We start from the raw sequence: 15,349 nt of genomic DNA on the forward strand, positions 1-15,349 counted from the left end.
CACGGCTCCTGAAAGCTCAGGCCTCGACCATCTCCATGATCAACTCACGCACGCGAGCGGCATCGGCCTGCCCGCGCGTCGCCTTCATCACAGCACCGACCAGGGCCCCGACCGCCTGGAGCTTGCCGCCCCGGATCTTCGCGACGATTCCGGCATTGCCCTCGATGGCCTCCTTGACGGCGGCGGTCAGCGCACCGTCGTCGGACACGACCTCGAGACCGCGGGCCTCGACGACCTGAGTCGGCGAGCCCTCGCCCTCGAGAACCCCTTCGAGCGCCTGACGCGCGAGCTTGTCGTTGATCCGGCCCGAATCGATGAGCGACTGGAGTTCGGCGATCTGCGCGGGCGTCACGGGCATGTCCTCAAGGGACAGCTCGCGCTCCTTCGCACGGCGCGACAGCTCGCCCATCCACCACTTGCGCGCCGAATTCGGATCGGCGCCCGCGGCGACGGTCGCCTCGATGATCTCAAGCGCCCCGGCGTTGATGACGTCGCGCATCTCCATGTCCGCGAAGCCCCACTCCTGCCGGAGTCTGCGCCTCTTGGCGACCGGGAGCTCGGGCAGAGTCGCGCGCAGCTCCTCGACCCATTCGCGAGCCGGCGCGACCGGGACGAGATCGGGCTCGGGGAAGTAGCGGTAGTCCTCGGCATCGGACTTCTCGCGCCCCTGGGACGTGGAGCCGTCCTCTTCGTGGAAATGCCGCGTCTCCTGGACGACCTCGCCGCCCGAGGCCAGGATCGCGCCCTGCCGCTGCATCTCGTAGCGCACGGCCGCCGCGATGCCGCGGAAGGAGTTGACGTTCTTAGTCTCCGTGCGCGTGCCGAGCGGCGCCTCGGGCGAGGGGCGAAGCGACACGTTGACGTCGGCGCGGACGTTGCCGCGCTCCATGCGGGCCTCGGAGACCCCAAGCGCCCGGAAGATGTCGCGCAGGGTCTGGACGTAGGCGGCCGCGACCTCCGGAGCGCGCTCCCCGGCGCCCGTGATGGGCCGGGTCACGATCTCGACGAGCGGCACGCCCGCGCGGTTGTAGTCCACGAGGGAGTGATCCGCGCCGTGAATGCGGCCGTCGGCGCCGCCCACGTGCGTGTTCTTCCCGGCGTCCTCCTCCATGTGCGCGCGCTCGATCTCGACGCGGAACAGGGTCCCGTCCTCGAGCTCGACATCGACGTAGCCGTTCGCCGCGATCGGCTCGTCGAACTGCGAGGTCTGGAAGGCCTTCGTCAGATCGGGGTAGAAGTAGTTCTTGCGCGCGAATCGGCAGTACTCGGCGATCTCGCAGTTGAGGGCGAGGCCGATCTTGATCGCGTACTCGACGGCCGTCCTGTTGACGACCGGGAGGCAGCCGGGCAGGCCGAGCGACACGGGCGTCACATAGGTGTTCGGATCGCCGCCGAAGGCGTTGGGAGCCGCGTCGAACATCTTCGTCTTCGTGCCGAGCTCGACGTGCACCTCGATACCCAGAACCGGATCGAAAGCGGCTGCGACCTCGTCGTATGCCATGAGCTCAGTCATCAGTTCCCCTCCCAGCTTCCGGCCGGGCAGGAGGCCGCGACCTCGTCGCTCAGGGCTTCGACGAGCCCGGCGACCTCGTACATGATCTGATCGCCGCGCGCCGGCGCGATGATCTGGAACCCGATCGGCAGGCCCTCGGAGCTCACGGCGTTCGGAACGCTCATCGCCGGCACGCCCGCGAGATTCGCCGGGATCGTGGCGACGTCGTTGAGGTACATCGCCATCGGGTCGTCGATCTTGTCGCCGAATGCGAAGGCCGTGGTGGGCGCCGTCGGGGACACGAGGACGTCGACCTCGCCGAACACGCGATCGAAATCGCGCTGGATGAGGGTGCGGACCTTCTGCGCGCTGCCGTAATAGGCGTCGTAGTAGCCGGCCGACAGGACGTGCGTGCCGAGGATGATGCGGCGCTTCACCTCATCGCCGAATCCGGCCTCGCGGGTGGCGGCCATGACGGAGGCGGCGGTCACCGGGCCCTCGCTCGGCTCGACGCGGATGCCGTAGCGCATGCCGTCGAAGCGCGCGAGGTTCGAGGAGACCTCCGCCGGCATGATGAGGTAGTAGGCGGCGAGCGCGTAATCGAAGCTCGGGCAGGACACCTCAACGACCTCGGCGCCCGATTCGCGCAGGGCTTCGACGGTCGCGTTGAAGGCGGAGAGGACCTCGTCCTGATAGCCCTCGCCCGACAGCTCCTTGACGACGCCGATCTTCAGGCCCTCGATGCGCTTGGCGCCGACGGCGGCCTCCACCGCGCGCCGGAGTTCCGGGACCGGCTCATTGAGCGAGGTCGAGTCGAGGGGATCGTGTCCGGCGATGAGCTCGGTGAGCGCGGCGGCGTCGGCGACCGTGCGCGTGACCGGGCCGATCTGGTCGAGGGAGGAGGCCATTGCGACGAGCCCGTAGCGCGACACCTGACCGTATGTCGGCTTCGCGCCGACGGTGCCCGTGACCGAACCGGGCTGGCGGATCGAGCCGCCCGTATCGGAGCCGAGGGCGAGCGGCACCATGTAGGCGGCGACCGCCGCCGCACTGCCTCCGCCGGATCCGCCCGGGATCCTCGTCGTATCCCACGGGTTGAGGGTCGGGCCGTACGCGGAGTGCTCGGTCGAGGAGCCCATCGCGAACTCATCCATGTTCGTCTTGCCGACGATGGGAAGGCCCGCCTCCTGGATCTTCTTCACGACGGTCGCGTCGTAGGGCGGCAGCCAGCCCTCGAGGATCTTCGAGGCGCAAGTCGTCGGGATCCCGCGGGTCACCATGTTGTCCTTGAGGGCGATCGGGACGCCGGCGAGCGGATGGAGATCCTCGCCCGCCGCGCGCTTGGCGTCGACCTCGGCCGCGGTGGCGAGCGCCCCCTCGCGATCGACGAACAGGAATGCGTTGAGCTTCGGGTTCAGGGCCTCGATCCGGTCGAGGCAGGCGGTCGTGAGCTCGACCGAGGTGATCCGTCCGCCGGCGAGCAGCTCGGCGAGTTCGAGCGCCGATTTCTTCACGAGTGCGTTCATCATTCCTCCCCGAGGATCTGCGGAACGAGGAACATGCCGTCCTCGGAGGCGGGCGCCGCAGCGAGGACCTCGTCGCGGTCCAGGGTGTCCGCGATCTCGTCCTCGCGCCACACGTTCGTGAGCGGGATCGGGTGCGACGTCGCGGGAACGTCCGGCGTGGCGACTTCGGACACCTTGGCGACCGAGTCGGCGATGACGTCGAGTTCACCGGCGAAGCGCTCGATCTCCTCGGGAGTCAATGCGATATGGGCCAGGCCCGCAACGCGGGCGACCTCGTCAGTACTGATGCGTGACATGTTCGCCATCCTACTCATTGGCGGCCGTTGACTGATTCCCGCCGCTCGCCAAACGGGCCGGACGAGTCCCTTTATCCTTGAGGCCATGGATTGGAGCCGCAGACCCCGCCTCAGCGCCGACACCCTGAGCATCGTGAAGAAGGTCGGCCTCGGCATCATCGCGGCCCAGACGACCGCGCTCATCGCGGTCCACATGGTCGACCATATGCGCAAGCAGCGCGTTCCCGGCGGGCGGCACGGGTTCCCCGCCCTCGAGCCCGCCGATACGCAGGTCTCGTGCACGACCGTCCGGACCTACACCGAGGGGCGCTCCCTGTACGCGGACATGCTGGACGCGATCGGCCGGGCGAAGCACCACATCTACTTCGAGACCTTCATCTGGCGTTCGGACGAGTGGGGTCAGCGCTTCAAGGACGCGATCATCTCGGCCGCGAAGCGCGGCGTGCAGGTGTACTGCGTGTACGACGGTTTCGGCGTGCTCAATCAGGACCCGCGCTTCTTCATGTTCCCGAAGCTTCCGAACCTGTGGGTGAGGAAGTTCCCGGCGATCCGCTCGGGCCTGCTCACCTTGAATCTTCGGAACACGGGGCAGGACCATCGCAAGATCCTCGTGGTCGATTCGGAAGTCGGTTTCGTCGGCGGGTACAACATCGGCGATCCTTTCGCGAATGAATGGCGCGATACGCACGTCCGCGTGTCGGGCGCGGCGGTGTGGGAGCTGGAGAACGGCTTCGTCGACTTCTGGAATCACTTCAAGCCGAAGCGCGCCCCGAGGCTCCCCGACCAGGGGGCCCGGCGTTGGGAGGCGAAGACGACGGCGTCCTTCAACGCGCCGCACCGATTCCTCTATCCGATCCGCGGGATGTACATCGATGCGATGGAGAGGGCGACCGAGTCGATCACGATCACGACCGCCTATTTCATCCCCGACAAGGAGGTCCTTCAGGCGCTCATCGCGGCGGCCCGCCGGGGCGTGCGCGTGCGCGTCCTGATCCCCGAGTTCTCGAACCACATCCTCGCCGACTGGGTGGCCCGCCCCTACTACGGGCAGCTCCTGCGCGAGGGCATTGAGATCTGGCTGTACCAGCATGCGATGGTCCACTCGAAGACGATGACGGTCGATTCGATGTGGTCGACGATCGGGACTGCGAACATCGACCGGCTGTCGATGCGCGGCAACCACGAGGTGAACATGCAGTTCTTCTCGAGCGAGTTGGCCGAGCGGATGGAGGAGATCTTCGCGAACGACCTGACCACCTCGCGTCGGCTCACGATCGAGGAATGGGAGGGGCGCACGGTGCTCACGAAGATCGCCGAGCGCCTCCTCCACCCCTTCAAGTTCGTCGTGTGAGCCGTTGCCCCGCGTCCTTCGGCGGGGATCGGCGACGAGGGCGGCGCTCCTCGTGTCCGCCCGTGAGCGGGTGAAGGCGCTCCCCCTTCGGACTGCGATGCTTGCTCCGAGCACCGGTCGGCCTCAGTTCGAGGTCGTGAGGGAGCGTTTGTAGCGGGTTCCCCACTGGTCCATGGCGGCGAGGACGGGTTCGAGGGTGCGACCGAGCTCGGTCAGGGAGTACTCGACGCGGGGCGGGACCTGTGCGAAGACCTCCCGGCGGACGATGCCCGTCCCCTCCATCTCGCGCAGGTTCGCGGTGAGGACCTTCTGGGAGACGCCCGTGACGGAGCGCTTGAGTTCGCTGAAGCGCTTCGTCCCGGTGAGGAGGTCGCGGACGATGAGGGTGCGCCAACGGTTCGAGATGAGGAGGAGCGTCGTTTCGACAGGGCAGGCCGGAAGCTTCTCGAGAGTCGTCATGAATGCCTTCTGATCTGTTTAGTTTCCAAATGGTGCCTACAGCACAATAAAGTGCCTACTTCCATTCCGATACCGGCAATCGTATCGTCATTCCGTCAGCGAATGAACGCCTGAAGGAGAAGCACCATGAAGATCGCCGTCGTCGCGGCCAACGGCAAGGCCGGCCGCCTCATCACCGACGAGCTCATCGCACGCGGACACGATGTCACCGCCGTCGTCCGAACGGAGAACCGCTCGAACGCCCCGCACGCGATCCTCCGCGACATCCTCGACATCACCGCCGAGGACCTCGCCGGCTTCGAAGCCGTCGTCGACGCCTTCGGCGCCTTCATCTCCGAGGCCCTCCACCTCCACTCCGCATCGGCCTCGCACCTCGCCGACCTCGTCGCGACGACCGGCGCCCGCCTCTGCATCGTCGGCGGCGCGGGCTCCCTGCTCGTCGACGAGGACGGCACGCGCCTCCTCGACACCCCGGGATTCCCGGAGGAGTTCCGTCCCCTCGCAAGCGCGCAGGCGGACGAGGTCGCCCTCCTCAAGACGCGCGAAGACGCCGCATGGACCTTCGTCTCGCCCGCCGCCGTCTTCCTCGCCGACGGCGAACGGCGCGGCTCCTACGTCCTGGGCGACAACCGCTTCACCGTCGGCGAGGACGGCACCTCCGCCCTCTCCTACGCCGACTACGCGATCGCGATCGCCGACCTCGTCGAGGACGGCGGGCATGTCCGCGAGCACCTCTCGGTCCGCTGGGCCTGAACGCCCTTCCCGGGGCGGCGGGGTCGCCTCCCCGCCGCCCCGATCCGAAGAATGAGGAAGAAAGGAGCCGCCGAGCGATGACGAGCACCCTCACCGACCCGCGCGTCCGCCGACTCATCGAGGGACTCCTCGACGAGACCCCCGAAGCGCCCTGCGTCGAGGACTTCTGCGCGCGATTCGATTCGTCGCGCCTCGCCTTGCGCGCCCTCATGAACATCCGCGCGCCCGGCCCGCTCCCCGTCGAATGGCTCGCACTCCAAGACGAACTCCTGCGCGAGGAGAACGCGGCGCGCGCCCTCGCCCCCGAGGATGACGGACGGCTGTCGGTCTGGCGCGGGGACATCACCCGCCTCGAAGTCGACGGGATCGTCAACGCCGCGAACTCCGCGATGCTCGGCTGCTTCGCGCCCCTCCACTTTTGCATCGACAACGCGATCCACTCCGCGGCGGGCCTCCAGCTGCGCAACGAATGCGACGCCCTCATGCGCGGCGGCGCACTCGCGACGGGCGATGCCCGGGTGACGAAGGCGTGGAACCTCCCGAGCCGCTTCGTCATCCACACCGTCGGACCGATCGTCCGCGGGGAGCTCACCGCCGGGCACGAGGCCCTCCTCGCCCGCGCTTACCGCTCCGTCCTGAACGCCGCAGCCGCCCACGGCATGCGCTCGCTCGCCCTGTGCTGCGTCTCCACCGGCGTCTTCGGCTTCCCCGCCGAGCGCGCCGCCCGGATCGCCGTCGACGAGACGAAGGCCTTCGCCGAATCCAACCCCCTGCCCGAGCGCATCGTCTTTAGCGTGTACCACGAGTCCGACGAGGCCCTCTACAAGGAGCTCCTCTCATGACCGCGCCCGGCCTGTCCCGCACTGAGACATGGGACAACGAAGCGGCCATCCGCTCAATGGCCGCCGACCAGTCCGGCCTCGCAGTCCCGACCTCGTCGATCCCGCGCTGCCCGTGGTGCGGGGCGGAGGCCATGATGCACCTGCGCATCGACTCCCGTTTCGTCGAGGACGCCCAGTGGCACGAGGCCGCGGCCCGCTACCGGGACTTCACCGCCCGCCCCGGCCGCACCGTCTACCTCGAGCTCGGCGTCGGGATGAACACGCCGGGCATCATCAAGTACCCCTTCTGGCAGGCCGCCCGTGCCTCCCCGGACGCCGTCTTCGCGACCCTCGATTCGCACCCGCTCGTCCCGGCCGAGATCGCCGAGCGCTCGATCGCACTCCCCGGGGACATCGCGACCTCGATCCACGGGCTCACGAGGGCGAAGCAGAGCGCCTGAGGCGCAGCGGTGGGGCATCGGGGCTCTGCGCCTCACAACCCCGCCGGAGCGGGAGCGCCATCGGCGCGGGGAGGGGCGGGGGCTCCGCTACTCCCGCCGCACCAGCCCGAGGGCCTCGAGGCCCCCGTCGAGCAGCTCCTGGAAACGCGTCTCGTCGATGACGGGGACGCCCAGGGACTCCGCCTTCGTCGCCTTCGACCCCGCACCGGGACCCGCGACCACGAGATCCGTCTTCTTCGACACCGAGCCGGTGGCGCGCCCGCCGCGTTTGACGATCGCCTCCTTCGCGGATTCCCGGTCGTATCCGGGCATCGCCCCGGAGACGACGATCGCGAGGCCCTCGAGGACGTTGGAGACCGCTTCGACGGGTTCGTCCTCCATCGAAACCCCCGCACGCATCCACGCCTCGAGGAGCTCGACATGCCAATCGACCCCGAACCATTCGATGAGCGAGGCGCCGATCGTCGCTCCGACGCCTTCGACCGCTGAGAGCTGCTCGAGACTCGCCGCGCGCAGGGCCTCCATCGAGTGGAAGGCGTCGGCGAGGGCGCGCGCCGCGGTCGGACCGACGTGCCGGATCGACAGGGCGACGAGGATTCGAGCGAGCGGGCTGTTCTTCGCCTTGTCGAGTTCGGCGAGCATGTCGAGAGTGGACTTCGAGGGCTGGGTCTCGATCGGGACCATGCCCGGTTCGGACTTCCGGGTCGAGGCTTTGAACGCCTTCGTCCAGAAGTAGCGGACGCGCGTCCAGTCGCCGGTCGCTTCGCCCCGCTCCATCGCGGGCCGCCATACGAAGACCTCGCGCAGCGCATCGGCATCGAGGTCGAAGAGATCAGCTTCGCGCTTCAGCGCGGGCCGCTGGGGCGCCGGCAGAAGGGACTCGGCGGCGGCGAGCTGATCCGCGGGCGCGAGGTCGTCGACTCCCGCCAGGCGCAAGACGGTTCCGTCCTCGAGGAGGACGGCCTGACCGGCGACGAGGGATGCGGCGACATCCTCACGGGCCGCCTCCGGTTGCGTTAGGGCGAGTGCCGCTTCATCACCCAATCCCTCGATGTCCAGGGCCGAGCGCGCGCCGATGTGGGCGACGCGCTCGGTGATCTGCGCCGGGCATCCCGCTTTGTTCGGGCAGCGCAGGTCCACGTCGCCCTCCTTCTCCGCCGCCAGCTCCGAGCCGCACGAAGGGCAGCGATTCGGCATGACGAAGGGGCGCTCCTCCCCGGTGCGCGCGGCCGTGACCGGGCCGAGGATCTCGGGGATGATGTCCCCGGCCTTGCGCAGGACCACGAGGTCGCCGAGGAGGACCCCTTTGCGCGCGACTTCCTGCGCATTGTGCAGGGTCGCCCGGGACACTTTGGATCCGTCGACGAGGACGGTCTCCATGACGCCGTAGGGCGTGACCCGGCCCGTGCGCCCGACTTGGACCCGGATGTCGAGGAGTCGCGTGTGGACCTCCTCGGGCGGGAACTTGTAGGCGGCCGCCCACCTGGGGGCCCGGGAGGTCATGCCGAGGCTGCGCTGAAGGTCGAGGTCATCGACCTTCACGACGACCCCGTCGATCTTGTAGGCGAGGTCCTTGCGGGCGTCGGCGAGTTCGCCGATGCGCTCTTCGATCGCCTCCCGGCCCCGCAGGAGCCGGGTGTGCTCCGATACCGGAAGGCCCCAGGACTCGATGAGCCTGTACCAGGCGAACTGGCTCTTCGGGGCTTCGAAGCCGGATCCTCCGAGTTCGAGGAAGCCGACGCCGTGCGCCAGGACCGCGAGCGGGCGCTTCGCCGTCATCGCGGGGTCCTTCTGACGCAACGAGCCGGCCGCGGCGTTGCGCGGGTTCGCCAGCAGGGGCTCCCCCGCCTTCTCGCGCTCGGCGTTGTAGGCCTCGAAGTCCGCGATGGGGATGTAGACCTCGCCCCGGATCTCCACGCGATGCGGGAAGGGGCCGCCCCGCAGGGCCTGGGGGATGCTGGCGATCGTCAGGGCGTTAGCCGTGACGTCCTCGCCGGTGTAGCCGTCCCCGCGGGTCGCGGCGCGCACGAGGCGCCCATCGACGTAGAGGAGATTGACGGCGAGTCCGTCGATCTTCACCTCCGCGGTCATGTCGAGATCGCTCATTCCGAGGTCGGTCTCGACGCGCTCGATCCATTCGGCCAGCTCGCCCGGGGAGAAGACGTCGCTGATCGAGGTCATCTGCGCGAGGTGGCGCACCGAGGCGAAGTCCGATCGGGCGGCGCCCCCCACGCTCGCCGTCGGCGAGTCGGCGCCCGCGAGTTCGGGGTGGTCCCTTTCGATCGTCTCGAGCTCCCGGTAGAGGCGGTCGTAGTCCTCGTCGTTCATCTCCGGGGCGTCGTTCTCGTAGTACGCCTTGCGCGCGCGCTCGATGACGGCCACGAGGGCGTCGTGGCGTTCGCGAACGGCGGTCCAACGGGGCGAGTGCTCCTGCGCGGGCGCGTCCTTGTCAGTCATGGGCCCATTGTCGCATCGGCGGGGGCCTCTTCGGCCCGCTCGTACACGTCCCCCTGCACGACCGAGGTTATCCACAATCCGCGCACGCGCCCTTCGCGGCTTTCACGCGCCGGCGCCACAGTACGGGCAGGAGGAAACGCGAGACGGGGATGCACGATGGATGAAGCGGCGGCGAGCGCACGACTCGCCTTGAGGTCCGGGCATCACCTCGTCTGCGTCCGGGGCCCGGACACCGGACTCGTCCTCCCCCTGCCCTGCGAGATCGGAAGGGAGGGGACGGGGCTGGCGGATCCTCTGCTTTCACGCCATCACGCCCGCGTGAGGATGCGCGGCGCCAGGGCGCTCCTGACGGATCTGGGGTCGCGCAACGGCACCGCCCTTCGGTGGGGGCCTTTCAAGAGGGGGCTTCCAGCGGGTCGCGAGCGCGCCCTTGCGCCCGGGAGCCGGATCCTGGCCGGCTCCGACGTCTTCGCGGTGCGCGCCCGCCCCGCGTCACTGAGCCGGCGTGAGGGGCGCGGGCGTCGCCCCTCCGCCCTCTTCCTCCTCCCCTTCGTCTCACTCGCCCTCCTGGTGGCTCCTCGAATCGCCGGACGCCTCCCCCGGGGGCCGCAGCTCCTCCCGCTCCTGGGCCTCGCCCTCGCCTCCCTCCTGCTCACCGCTGCCGCCCTCGTGGCCCGACGGCGCCGACGGGAACGCGATCCCGGAGTCCTCGCCCTCCGCCTCGCCATGCTCGCGGCCGCATCGGGGCACGGCGGTCGGCTCCCGGAGCACGACTCGCTCCGCATCCCCATCCCCTCGGCGAAGAGCGCGCGCAGGGCGGATGCGGGATCCCCGGACGCGCCTCGGGCGATCGCCTGCATCGGCCCGGACGGCGCGCGCATGGCCGACGGGATCGCCGCCTCCCTCATCGCACGGCTCGGAGGCGCGGTCCTCGACCTGCCCGATGGCCGCCGGCTCCTCTTCGGGCACGGGCGGGCCCTCGTCGAGATCATCGACTCGGCGCCCCCTCGTCGGACCCGCGCCGATCCGCGCGCGACTGAGGCCGATATTCCGCGCTTTCGGATCGGCATCGCCGCCGACATCGCCCAGGCGCCCGAGTGGTGCGAGGCGATCCTCGAGGCGGACGGCTTCGCGCTCACGGCCCGGTGGTGGGATCAGTTCGGGGCCGAGGATCCTGCGCGGAGCCTGCCGAAGCGCCTCGACCTCGTGCCGCTCCTCGAGGGCGCGAAGCGATCGGGAGACGATGCGCGGAGCGGGCTGGCCGCGCCGATCGGCGAAAACGCTCAGGGCGTCGTCCGGATCGACCTCGTCAATGACGGGCCGCACGCCCTCATCGCCGGAACGACCGGATCGGGCAAGTCCGAAGCGCTGCTCACCTGGCTCAAAGCCCTGAGCAGCACCTACTCCCCCGCTCAGCTCCGGCTCATCCTCATCGACTACAAGGGAGGCGCCGCCTTCGCTCCCCTGTCCGCCCTCCCCCACGTCGAAGCCGTGTTCACCGACCTGAGCACGGAAGGCACCGCGCGCGCCATCCGGGGGCTCCTCGCGCTTGTGCGCGCAAGGGAGCGCGAGTTCGCCGCGCTCGCGGTCCCCGACTACCCCGCGCGCTGCTCGCTGGGCGGGCCCTCGCAGCCCCCGCCGAGGATCCTCGTGGTCGTCGACGAATTCGCCTCCCTCATCGACGCGCACCCGCGCGCCATCGACGCGATGAACAGGATCTGCGCGCAGGGCCGCTCCCTCGGCATCCACCTCATCGCCTCCACTCAGCGTCCGGCGGGCGCGATACCGGCTTCGATGAGGCAGAACCTCGATCTGAGGATCGCGCTGCGATGCGTCAGCGAGTCGGATTCGATCGACCTCATCGGAAGTCCCGATGCCGCCCGGCTCGAACGCGTCCCCGGTCGTGCGATCATCCCGGGAGCCGGCGTCGTTCAATTCGCCCTCGGCAGCCGCTGGTCCGCGCCCGCCTGGCCCATCGAAGCCATCCCCCTGCCCTGGGCTCCCGAGTTCCCCGCCAGGATCGGCGTGGAGGAGCTCGGCCTCCTCGCCGCTCGCTCCTGTCAGGCGGGCGCCGCCGCGGGCGCGCCCATCGCCCTCGTCGACGGAATCGAGGACGGCGCGCATCACGCGCTCAGGTGGCGCGGCGGCCGGGTCGTACTGCGCGCGGATGCGGATGAGGCCGGGCTCGCCGCCCGGGCCGCGCGCTCGATCGGGGCCGTGATCGCCCTGTCGCTCGGGATGCGCATGCGCTGCCTCGAAGGCGCCTGCGATGCGCCGGCATCGCAGGCGGATCGGGCGGAGGACCTCCTCCTCGAACTCGAGGCGGCCTCCGATGGGCGAGCGCAGGTCCTCGTCATCCCCGATCTCGTCGAGATCCGCCGCCTGCTCGTTGCGGTGTACGGACCCCTGCGCGCCGACGAACTCGCGCTTGAGGGGATCCGGGCGGCGGAGGCCTCCGGCTGCGTCACCGTGGCGGCGTGGGCGGGCGGGCGTTCGAGCGGGGAGTCCCCGGGGGTGGGCAATGCGCTCGTGTCCTCTGCGAAAACCGTACTGAGCAGGTCGTCCGATCCTTTCGAGACGCTCGCGGGCGCGGGCCCCTCGTCGGCGGCGCCCCTCTCGAACGCCTCGGGCGCCGCCGAGGGGCGCGGCCGCCGGCCCGCCTCGGAGAGTCACTGGTGGATCCGCGATCCCGTCGGCGATCCGCGCCTGGTATGCCTGCCCCTCGTCGATCATCGCAGGGCCGAGGCGCCCCGCGAAGCGGTCAGGCCCTGGGCTGAGGCGAGGGCCTCGGCCGGGGCCTTCGAGGAGCCCGTCATCCTCGCGGGCCCTTCGTGGACGCGCCTGGATCCTCCGGAGAGCGGATCGTGGTTGATCCTCGGCGATCGCGAGAATCTTGCGGAACGGGCGCTGGAGGGGATCGCCCGGGGGCGGGGGCTGCCTGCGCCGAGGATCCGCTCGCTCCCATCGGCGTCCTGGAGTCAGGCGGTGTCGGACGAGGATTTAGCGCTCCTGGTCCTCAATCCGAGCGGTGATGCGATCCGCGCCTTCGCCCACGGCCCGCTCCCCCTGCCGCCTGCGCTTCAGCATCGGTGCGAGGACCGGCGACGGGGCTTCGGGCGCATCCGGGGGCGCTGGTTCCGGATCGGGATCGTCGCAGCGGAATCGACGGAGTGACGACTCCCACAGACAACTTCGCGACTATGTGACACTAATCACTTGAACCGAAGGGAAGATTAACGGAAACTAAACGGCAGTGTCCGGGTGCCGAAGACGATCACGGCGTCGCGGGCTTTTGTGTTTCGACAGCGCTCACTCAAGGAGATGCGAACGATGGACTGGCGTAGCAAGGCCGCCTGCCTCAGTGTTGACCCCGAACTCTTCTTCCCGATCGGCAACACCGGGCCCGCCATCGCCCAGGCGAGTGAGGCGAAGGCCGTCTGCCACACCTGCTCCGTCGAGGCCGTGTGCCTCCAGTGGGCCATCGACAACAACCAGGACTCCGGCGTCTGGGGCGGCATGAGCGAAGAGGAGCGCCGTTCCCTCAAGCGCCGCGCCGCACGCGCCCGCCGCGCTTCCTGACCCCTTTTCACGGGCCGGGTTCCGCGGGCGCTCCGCCCGCGACCCGGAACCTCCTTCACGACGGGGGCGGGGCTGACCATCGGTCAGCCCCGCCCCCGTTTCTCGCGCATCGGACCCTAAACGGCCTCGACCCTCATCTTCAGCGTGACGACGGTCCCGCCCTCGTCCCGGGGCGACCAATCGATCGAGCCGTTGAGCTCCCCGCGCACCATCTGATGGACGATCTGCGTGCCCAGGCCCGACATCGGCGTGCCCGGTTCGATTCCCACGCCGTCGTCGGCGACGGTGATCACCATGGACTCGCCGTCCCTGTTCGCGCCCACGACGATGCGGCCGTCGCGCCCCGCGAGGCCGTGCTCGACCGAGTTCGCGACCAGTTCGTTGAGCACCGTCGCCAGGGCCTGGGCCTGATCGGCCGGGATCGTGCCGAAAGACCCCCTCGTCACGACATCGACGGCGTGCTCGGTCTGGGCGACCGCGCCCGCCATCCTCAGGATCGAACGCGCGACCTCATCGAAGTCGACGGCCTCATCCACGTTCTGCGACAGCGCCGCATGAACGGTCGCGATGGCCTGAACACGCCGCTCCGCCTCGGCCAGGGCGTCCTTGACGCCCTGCTGGTCCGAACGCCGCGCCTGCAGGCGCAGCAGCGCCGAGACCGTCTGGAGGTTGTTCTTCACGCGGTGGTGGATCTCGCGGATCGTCGCGTCCTTCGTCATGAGCTCCTGCTCACGGCGGCGCACCTCCGACACGTCGCGCGTGAGGATGATCGCGCCCAGTCGCTTGCGCCCCTCGATGAGAGGCAGGGCCCGCATCGTGATCGTCGACGAGTGAGCGGTGATCTCGGCCCGCCACGAGGCGCGCCCCATGACGACGACGGGCATGGATTCCTCGATCATCGTCTCGTCGCCGATGACGTTGGTGATCTCCTGGGCGAGCACCCTGCCGCGCACCGAGGTGCGAATGCCGAGGCGCCGCAGGCACGACATCGCGTTCGGCGTCGTCTGGAGGACGGCGCCTTCAGGATCGATCATGAGGACGCCGTCGAGGACGCGGGGCACGCCGTGCGCGGTGACCGTCGGCGTCGTCTCGTAGGGGTACTCCCCGCGGGCGATCATCTGGCAGAGGATGTCGGCCGCGGCGACCGTCCAGCCCTCGAATCCGAGGGACAGGCGCGGCGAGGACAGGTTCGATTCACGGGTGACGACGGCGATGATGCGCCCGTCGTGCAGGACGGGAACGCAGGACTCCATCATCGAGTAGGTGCCCGCCCAGTGGGCCGAGGGCGACTTGACGACCTGCCCCGTGGCGATCGCGCGACGCAACTCGACCTCGCGCGCGACGGGCAGCTGCAAGCCGATGATGTCGTCGACGTGGACCGTCGTGGAGGTCGCGGGCCGGCAGTGCGCCGCAGCGATGAAGCGATCGTCGTCGGTGGAGAGCCACAGGACCAGATCGGCCGCCGCCAGATCGGCGAGCACCTGCCAATCAGCCAGCAGAAGGTGCAGCCACTCGATGTCCTTCTCGGACAGGGCGTTCCTCGACGCCTCCTCCGCCAATTGCGTCAGGCTTCTCATAGGATCAACTCTAGTGCGATGCGCGGGCTCGAAGCGTCCCGCCCGTCGCCCCGCGGATCGTTCCCCGAAGGAAGGAAGGCCCATGAAGTTCTCCGAGTCCTTGAGATATCCGATGCCGCCGGAGGATGTCGAGCGGATGAGCCTTGATCCCGAGTTCGTCCGTTCGCGCTTCGCCGCGGCGGGCCTCGACCCGGAGATCCTCGTCGAGGGGCGCTCGGTTCACGCGAGCGCGAAGCTCGATCCGGCGGCCCTTCCCCCGGCGGCGCGGGCCTTCGTTCCGGCCGATGCGCGCGTCCGTTTCCGGGAGGAGTGGAGCGACGAGGGCGGGGCGCGCAGGGCGCGCAGCGTGCTCGAGGTGACGGGCGCGCCGGTGAGGCTCGAGGCGCTCTCGGTCATCGAGGCTCAAGACGCCCTCAGTTCGCGCAGCCTCGAGGGGGAGCTGTCGGTGAGGATCCCCTTCTTCGGCGGGCGCGTGGAGAAGGAGGCCCTGTCGAGGGTGTCGCTCGTGCTCGACGCCGAGGGCGATCTGGCCCGGGCGTGGCTGGCCGCCCGTGGCGCCTGAGGCGCTTTGGCGGGA

General features: G+C 69.6%; 13 protein-coding genes. 7 read left to right on the plus strand and 6 right to left on the minus strand.

Translation table 11 applies throughout. The annotated features are described in order from the left end of the window. Window positions 1-16: 16 nt before the first annotated feature. From gatB to gatC, 3 genes are read right to left on the minus strand one after another with little or no spacing between them, the layout of a single operon-like run. On the minus strand, window positions 17-1,513 hold the full coding sequence (gatB, locus tag HD592_RS08265; RefSeq protein ID WP_184453251.1) for an Asp-tRNA(Asn)/Glu-tRNA(Gln) amidotransferase subunit GatB: 1,497 nt from the start codon (window positions 1,511-1,513) through the stop codon (window positions 17-19). After that, window positions 1,513-3,018, minus strand: a complete 1,506-nt coding sequence (gatA, locus tag HD592_RS08270; protein ID WP_184454582.1) for an Asp-tRNA(Asn)/Glu-tRNA(Gln) amidotransferase subunit GatA — start codon at window positions 3,016-3,018, stop codon at window positions 1,513-1,515. The genes gatB and gatA overlap by 1 nt, the downstream gene beginning before the upstream one ends. Continuing rightward, window positions 3,018-3,314, minus strand: coding sequence for an Asp-tRNA(Asn)/Glu-tRNA(Gln) amidotransferase subunit GatC (gatC, locus tag HD592_RS08275; RefSeq protein ID WP_154476633.1), 297 nt, complete (start codon window positions 3,312-3,314; stop codon window positions 3,018-3,020). The genes gatA and gatC overlap by 1 nt, the downstream gene beginning before the upstream one ends. Window positions 3,315-3,399: 85 nt before the next feature. Between gatC and HD592_RS08280 the strand changes: the two genes are divergently transcribed. Next, a complete protein-coding gene (locus HD592_RS08280) occupies window positions 3,400-4,665 on the plus strand; it encodes a phospholipase D-like domain-containing protein (protein ID WP_184453253.1) in 1,266 nt (421 codons plus the stop codon). 123 nt (window positions 4,666-4,788) lie between these two features. On the opposite strand, the gene HD592_RS08285 is transcribed toward HD592_RS08280, so the two are convergent. Beyond that, window positions 4,789-5,124: a winged helix-turn-helix transcriptional regulator gene (locus HD592_RS08285; protein ID WP_184453255.1), complete on the minus strand. Its 336-nt coding sequence runs from the start codon at window positions 5,122-5,124 to the stop codon at window positions 4,789-4,791. A 126-nt stretch (window positions 5,125-5,250) separates the two neighbouring features. Between HD592_RS08285 and HD592_RS08290 the strand changes: the two genes are divergently transcribed. The 3 genes from HD592_RS08290 to HD592_RS08300 all read left to right on the plus strand — a co-directional run bounded on the left by HD592_RS08290 (window position 5,251) and on the right by HD592_RS08300 (window position 7,159). Further along, the gene (locus HD592_RS08290) at window positions 5,251-5,877 is read left to right on the plus strand and encodes an NAD(P)-dependent oxidoreductase (RefSeq protein WP_184453257.1); all 627 of its coding nucleotides are present in this window, start codon (window positions 5,251-5,253) and stop codon (window positions 5,875-5,877) included. Window positions 5,878-5,954: 77 nt separating this feature from the next. Then, complete coding sequence (locus HD592_RS08295; protein ID WP_184453259.1) at window positions 5,955-6,719, plus strand: macro domain-containing protein; 765 nt, start codon at window positions 5,955-5,957, stop codon at window positions 6,717-6,719. Then, window positions 6,716-7,159, plus strand: coding sequence for an SIR2 family NAD-dependent protein deacylase (locus tag HD592_RS08300; protein ID WP_184453261.1), 444 nt, complete (start codon window positions 6,716-6,718; stop codon window positions 7,157-7,159). The genes HD592_RS08295 and HD592_RS08300 overlap by 4 nt, the downstream gene beginning before the upstream one ends. Window positions 7,160-7,246: 87 nt before the next feature. Here the strand turns inward: HD592_RS08300 and ligA are convergent, their stop codons facing one another. Further along, window positions 7,247-9,616, minus strand: coding sequence for an NAD-dependent DNA ligase LigA (gene ligA / locus HD592_RS08305; RefSeq protein ID WP_184453263.1), 2,370 nt, complete (start codon window positions 9,614-9,616; stop codon window positions 7,247-7,249). 156 nt (window positions 9,617-9,772) lie between these two features. Here ligA and HD592_RS08310 point away from each other — a divergent pair, with 156 nt between their 5' ends. Continuing rightward, the gene (locus HD592_RS08310; RefSeq protein WP_184453265.1) at window positions 9,773-12,790 is read left to right on the plus strand and encodes an FtsK/SpoIIIE domain-containing protein; all 3,018 of its coding nucleotides are present in this window, start codon (window positions 9,773-9,775) and stop codon (window positions 12,788-12,790) included. Between the two features lie 156 nt (window positions 12,791-12,946). After that, a complete protein-coding gene (locus HD592_RS08315) occupies window positions 12,947-13,195 on the plus strand; it encodes a WhiB family transcriptional regulator (RefSeq protein WP_154476617.1) in 249 nt (82 codons plus the stop codon). Window positions 13,196-13,311: 116 nt separating this feature from the next. On the opposite strand, the gene HD592_RS08320 is transcribed toward HD592_RS08315, so the two are convergent. After that, window positions 13,312-14,772, minus strand: a complete 1,461-nt coding sequence (locus HD592_RS08320; RefSeq protein WP_184453266.1) for a sensor histidine kinase — start codon at window positions 14,770-14,772, stop codon at window positions 13,312-13,314. Between the two features lie 82 nt (window positions 14,773-14,854). Here HD592_RS08320 and HD592_RS08325 point away from each other — a divergent pair, with 82 nt between their 5' ends. Then, window positions 14,855-15,334 carry a DUF2505 domain-containing protein gene (locus HD592_RS08325; RefSeq protein ID WP_184453269.1) on the plus strand — a complete coding sequence of 160 codons (480 nt, stop codon included), beginning with the start codon at window positions 14,855-14,857 and terminating at the stop codon, window positions 15,332-15,334. Window positions 15,335-15,349 lie beyond the last annotated feature (15 nt).

The organism is Schaalia hyovaginalis, from assembly GCF_014208035.1.
GTDB classification, from domain to species: Bacteria; Actinomycetota; Actinomycetes; order Actinomycetales; family Actinomycetaceae; genus Pauljensenia; species Pauljensenia hyovaginalis.